The organism is Flavivirga algicola, assembly GCF_012910715.1.
Taxonomy (GTDB): Bacteria; Bacteroidota; Bacteroidia; order Flavobacteriales; family Flavobacteriaceae; genus Flavivirga; species Flavivirga algicola.
The window spans coordinates 80,907-87,007 of the sequence record NZ_JABBHF010000016.1 but is presented as its reverse complement, the minus strand read 5'-3'; the positions used below and the strand labels follow the sequence as shown (position 1 = coordinate 87,007).

The following is a 6,101-nucleotide window of genomic DNA, read 5'->3' as shown; positions in this document are numbered from 1 at the left end:
AATCAAGTCAGACAAAAGGAAATTGCTGTGCATCATTCGCTCTAAAAGCTGCATGCTTCAAGCTGCGCTTGGCAGTTACGCTTTCCGCTCTTTATTTCTGGGATCTGATGGGGTTCCTATTCAATATTATATAATTGTTTAGAATATTTAGCCTCCAAATTTATTTAGAATGAAGACTATTAATTAACTGTCATACCGAAACGTGGACGTTGAGCGTAGTCGAAACGAGGTATGGTCGAGATATCACAACATTATTTTATTTTTATGATGTCTGTTCATTTTTTTCTTGATAAAAAAACGAACCAAAAAAATCAAGTCAGACAAAAGGAAATTGCTGTGCATCATTCGCTCTAAAAGCTGCATGCTTCAAGCTGCGCTTGGCAGTTACGCTTTCCGCTCTTTATCTCTGGGGTCTGACAGGGTTCCTATTCAACATTATATAATTGTTTAGAATATTTAGCTTCCAAATTTATTTATAACTGGGTTGGTCTTAAATATATCTGACAAAGGCCTTTTGATTATTTCAGACAGATTTTGATAAAAAGGGAACAGAATAATTTTCAACTTTTAACTAACCAAAAGACCTTAATAAAAACGATCCTTATTCCCTTTTTGAATTATAGACTTTTAAACAACCTCAATAACATTATAAACTATTTTTAACGCTTATTTACCATGCCTTTGACTTGATGAATTTGCAGGCAGGTCGAATCTGGACTAAAGACTATCTCATAAGACTTGGAATCTTTTATTAATGCTTTTGTAAACAGCTCTACATCTTTAATTGTGATGGCATTCACGATATCTTCGAAATTTTTAGGGTCATTCATATGATATCCTTCTCGAAAGTAATTTATTAGTACACACATATCGTAACTATTATAGAACTGTTGCTGCTTTCTCTCTTCTAAATAAGCGGCTTTTATTTTATCTAAATCTGTTTGTGCAACTATGCCATTTTCTATCTTTTCAATTTCCTGACGCACTACGGTTAGGAACTGCTCCACTTTAACAGGATTACAATCGATGGCTATATACAGAGATGCTTGTTCGATAGGATATTCGGATACACTAGATTTTACAATGGTTTTACAAAGTATTGTTGCTTGCTCTTGCAACTTTTCTATAAACCGTAATTGCAAGATATCGCCCAAAACCCTGGCAATTAATACATTTTTTAAGCTATAGGGCATTATATTTTTATACTCTATTCTAAGCAATTTTTTGGGAATTTTCATCATTAAGGAAATATCCTTATGGGTCGTATCCCGTAGCCAGGGTACCGAATTGTCCTTCCACACCTCCTTAACATCGTTGGTTGGTATACTCGCTATATATCTTTCCAATAAGGGCCTTAAATTACCTTTTTGAATATCGCCTACTATAAAGAATTCAAAATCGGCTGCATTATTAAAACGCTCCTTGTACAGTTTTTTTATTTTATCGAAGGAAACGTCTCTTACAAAATCATTATTAAATAAGCGTCGCCTGGGATGCCTGTTTCCATAAAGCGTCGTGATTATACTGTCATTTACCTGATCATCCATAACACGACGTCTTCTAACAATATCGTTGTTTAAATTTCGTATCAATATCTGGTATGCATCAGTATCAAGTCGTGGCTTTACAAAACGCAAATAAACCATTTGCAGCAAGGTTTCTACATCTTTTGTAACCGAAGCACCCGTGATACTTTCTGTTAAATCAGAAAGATGAACACGTGTATGAGCCGTTTTTCCTATGAGTATTTTTGACAAATCTGTTGTAGAATAATTGCCTATACCAGAGAGGGCTACCATATTCTCCAATAGCTGTGCCGAAGGGAGATCATCATTACTAACCAACGAAAAGCCACCATGACTTAAAGCATTAAATTGTATGTTATCCTTATTTTTATTGACATACTTGTAATGCACTTTTATACCATTGCTTAATGTAAAAGTTGTAGACCCTGTAGATTGCAACATACTTTCGGAAATGATACTACCCTGTTTTATGACAATACCTGATAAAAGCTTTTTTTTATTAAAGAGATCTTCGAACGGTATTAAAATGGTATCTCCTTCTAAAGTTCTTAGATGTTTTGAGACACCTTTTTTAATGGTTTGATCCATCTGGAGTGTATCGTTTAAATTTAAGGATTGGGCATCACTATTTACCGAAAACAGTAATAACAGTACATTTATAATCAATAAAAATGAAATTACAGAAAGTATATTTTGCATTTTTTAAGTTGTTTTATACGGATTTCTACTTTTGCCTCAACTATACTTGTTATTAGGTTAAGAGTTTTTAGTGTCTAGTTGAGTACTTCACACTTCACTCAGTATCAACTAAATTCAATGAGAATACTAAAAATCATTCTTCGAGCAATTATTTAGATTCCTGTTTTCGCTTCGGCTCCACTCAGTGAACACACGAGAATGTTAAACCTCAATGCCAAGTGTCTTAGAAATTCTTTTTAATTAAAATTTAAGGACAACCGAATTGTATAACGGTTGCCCGTACCCTATGCTACACCATTTTTTATTTGAAAATGGGAAATGACCTTTACATATTGTTTCCAGAGTGACTAATTCAAAAAAACAACCATATTTATAAAAACATTTAGAGATGAGTTCTATGCCTATATTATGTCGCTAACTTTGATATTCTTCTTTTTTATAGCCTTTTCCTTGCATCACGTTTCATTTAACCTTTCCAGCAAGCAAACTATCTAATCGTTAAAAGGGAAAAGATGGTTTTTAATTCTTAACTACTCTAACCTAATTAATCTTAAAACCATGTATTTTCCCTTTTTGACATTGCTTCTTTTATTTTGACATATTGTTTTATGTACAACTATTGAATTCTTTTTACAAGTGATCTAATAAATAATTTAAATAACCGAAACCCCCATGCAAGGTCTCGTGATACTCTTTTTCATTAAAATTATCATGCCTTACACAGCAATATAACTCTAAAAGAAAATATTGAAATGGTTAAAAACCAAGCTTTATCTATTTTAAACCATAACAACCAACTTGACACATTAAGTCCTTGCATGATTTTTTTTATAGAAAAAAGGCAGATGTACAACACCTATTAGTTAGTCTTAATAGGTTCAATAGATAAAACTAAATTGATTTTATCCAGCTAGTAATGTTGGAAGAAGTGTATTATATTCATAATCAAGATTGTTTGCGTTAGTTTAATTATTTTAGTTTAGTTGTTTTTTTTAATATATATCCTACACCGAAACGATTATAAAACTACTTTATAGTCAATGTTTTATTATTTATTTCATAGGTATTAATAAACCCAGTACTCTTAATAGCTATTAAAATATCTTCTATACTATTACTCTTATTGAATGTACCAATAAATCGTTCTTCTTTCTGTACCGTATTTTCAATAATCACATCCATATCGTACCAACGTGATAGTACATTCAAAATATCTTTTAAGGGTTTATTCTCAAAACTAAAAATCCCCTCTTTCCATGCAATGATGTTATAGACATCTTCAACAGTCGCCTTGCTTGTAGTTTTTGTTTCCAGATTGAGATGTAATTGTTGGTTAGGCACTAACAATTCATTGACACTTTCTGTACTAACAGCCACCTTTCCTTCTACTAAAGTAGTACTAATATGGTTTTCGTCTTTATAGGCCTTAATATTGAATTCGGTGCCCAACACTTCAACTTCTTGAGATTGATGGTATACCTTAAACTTAGCTCCTTTATGATTGGTACTTGGTGAGACATCAAAATAAGCTTCTCCATGAACCAGTTCCACCTGACGGGTTTCTCCAGCATTAAACGTTACTGGATATTTCAGTTTAGACTCTGAATTTAGCCAAACTTTAGTACCATCGGATAGTTGGATATAAAATTGTCCGCCCCTAGGAATGGTTAGCATATTATAGTTCACAGGTTTGTTTATTTCTTTACCAGCATGTTTAATTACAGGTTGATATACAATCTCTTCACCATTACTGCTTATATTATTTGATTTGTAATCTTGCCCTTTTTCCAGAACAACAGTAGACCCGTCTTCAAGTGTTAAAGTGGCTTTGTCTGTCCCCGTTTTTATATTATTATTAACAATGACAGGTTCACCAAAGTCTACATCCTTATTATCTGCCTTATTAAAAACAAAGGCCACTGAGACCAATAGCACAATAGAAGCCGCTGCAGCATAAGGCCAAAACTTAAATGATTTTTTGGAACGTTTCTCTATTTTCTTTTCTATAACCTTCCAGTCTTTTTTTGTCTCAATCTCCTTTAAAAGATTGGAGTACTCTCCTGTCTTGATTTTTGAGAGCATTTGCGATTGAGTTTCGGTATCGAAAATCTCAGATTCCCTTAAATTGCTATTGCCTTCGTTCTTAATTAGTGAGGCTGCTAATTCTTCTGAAAGTGGTTTTATTTTATTGGAATTATCCATTAGATATTTTAGGCTATATTATTAATACAAAAAAAAAGGAAAACGGGTAGTATAATGTATGAAAAATTATTTAACTGTTAAAAAACTAAGAAAGCTTCTTAATTTACGATAGGCTACTTTTTTATGATCCTTCACGGTATTGATAGATATAGACAATTTATTTGCTATCTCATTATTTGTATAATCTTCAATACTCAATCGAATAACCTGGGCGGCTTTTTCTGGTAATTTATTGATTGCTTTTTCTATAACCGCTGTGGTTTCTATGGTTACAGCTTCAGTCATATAGAATTCTTCGGTTTCATAATCCTCTAAATTTGCCAGCTCGTAACGCTCTGTAGTTTTATACTGCTTGCTTTTTAAATAATTGAGACATTTATTCTTTACGGATTTATAAAAAAAGCCAGTCGCATGGTTTTCATTCTTAAAAGAAATCTTGTCTTCCCAAACTTTAAGAAAAACCTCTTGCACAAAATCCTTTGAGAGTTCCAAATCGTTAAGATACTTGTATGCAAACACACACAATTGTGGATATAAGCTCTCAAAAAGTTTTTTGTAACTTTTTAATGTAAATTTATTTTCGCCTCCCCGCATTGGCTTTATTAAATAAGATTCGCTAAACTAAGTATTTATTTATTAATCCTGTAAAAATATACGCAATTATTAATTAATTCCATAAAAATATCGATGTAAAACGAAACAATTCTATTAATATGAGATTTAATATTTTCAGTAAAAAAACAATACTTATTGAATCGATAAAAGGTTCTTGATTTTAATCGAACTAATTTATATACAATCGATTAACACAACAAAAAATATTTTTCATTAATTTTTATCGTAGCTTCACCAATATCATAACATGTTTTTTAATGTTTATTTTTGTTTTCAGTTAATTCTCCCAAAAAAAGTGCTTTTTTATGTTAAAAATTTCAATCGTTTTAACATTATTACCAATAAATTTAAGAGTAATTTCTTACAAAACCTATTAAAAGATTCTTATTTTTTAAAACTGATTGAATAAATCAACAAAAAAAATTAGAAATTTTAAGCTTTTTATTTCTTATAAATTCTAAAAAATGAAGCTTACTTTATGAATTCATTTAAACTTTTTGCAATCTATAAAAGTGTTAAAAATTTTCAAATATGTTGCATATGCAACATATTTTTGTACTTTTGACAAAAATTAGCTAGGATCATTAATTGATAGACATGAATAAGCTTAATTTGGAAAATGTTTTTTTGAATGCCCTTTTCTAAAGTAATGACAGAATGAAATATAATATAGAACAATGTATTGGAAATAGATTGAGGTGTTTATCTCGAGTTGTAGACAGAGATTTTAGGGCTAGCCTTAAAGCATTTAATATCACAGAAAGCCAATTAAGCATTTTATTTGCATTGACAAAATTAGGAAAAGTCGATCAGGGAAAAATAGGCGAAGCCTTATTTTTAGAGCGATCAACGGTTAGTAGAAACATTAAACTATTGGAAAAAAGAGGGGTTTTAACAAAATCATCCGACTATCGTCCAGAAATAGCAATCACAAAAAAAGGCCTAGACCTGGTTCAATCTATTATGCCTATTTGGGAATCATTAATGACTAGTTTTATGGACAAGCTAGGTCATGAAGGCATAGAAAGTATTAAATCGTTGGAACAAAAATTATATTAA

Annotated in this window: 4 protein-coding genes; 1 reads left to right on the top strand and 3 read right to left on the bottom strand. The window is 31.3% G+C overall.

Translation table 11 applies throughout. The features are described 5' to 3' along the window. Positions 1 to 659: 659 nt before the first annotated feature. The 3 genes from HHX25_RS20265 to HHX25_RS20255 all read right to left on the bottom strand — a co-directional run bounded on the left by HHX25_RS20265 (position 660) and on the right by HHX25_RS20255 (position 5,021). Positions 660 to 2,225: a M16 family metallopeptidase gene (locus HHX25_RS20265; protein WP_169677204.1), complete on the bottom strand. Its 1,566-nt coding sequence runs from the start codon at positions 2,223 to 2,225 to the stop codon at positions 660 to 662. Between the two features lie 1,026 nt (positions 2,226 to 3,251). Beyond that, positions 3,252 to 4,427, bottom strand: a complete 1,176-nt coding sequence (locus tag HHX25_RS20260; RefSeq protein ID WP_169677202.1) for a FecR family protein — start codon at positions 4,425 to 4,427, stop codon at positions 3,252 to 3,254. Between the two features lie 66 nt (positions 4,428 to 4,493). Further along, positions 4,494 to 5,021: an RNA polymerase sigma-70 factor gene (locus HHX25_RS20255; protein ID WP_169677200.1), complete on the bottom strand. Its 528-nt coding sequence runs from the start codon at positions 5,019 to 5,021 to the stop codon at positions 4,494 to 4,496. A gap of 678 nt (positions 5,022 to 5,699) precedes the next feature. Between HHX25_RS20255 and HHX25_RS20250 the strand changes: the two genes are divergently transcribed. Further along, positions 5,700 to 6,101: a MarR family winged helix-turn-helix transcriptional regulator gene (locus tag HHX25_RS20250; RefSeq protein ID WP_169677198.1), complete on the top strand. Its 402-nt coding sequence runs from the start codon at positions 5,700 to 5,702 to the stop codon at positions 6,099 to 6,101.

What these genes read in the sequence shown, in the direction of transcription:
- HHX25_RS20255 (WP_169677200.1), bottom strand. Translation starts at nt 5,021, where the DNA reads ATGCGGGGAGGCGAAAATAAATTTACATTAAAAAGTTACAAAAAACTT.
- HHX25_RS20265 (WP_169677204.1), bottom strand. Translation starts at nt 2,225, where the DNA reads ATGCAAAATATACTTTCTGTAATTTCATTTTTATTGATTATAAATGTA.
- HHX25_RS20250 (WP_169677198.1), top strand. Translation starts at nt 5,700, where the DNA reads ATGAAATATAATATAGAACAATGTATTGGAAATAGATTGAGGTGTTTA.
- HHX25_RS20260 (WP_169677202.1), bottom strand. Translation starts at nt 4,427, where the DNA reads ATGGATAATTCCAATAAAATAAAACCACTTTCAGAAGAATTAGCAGCC.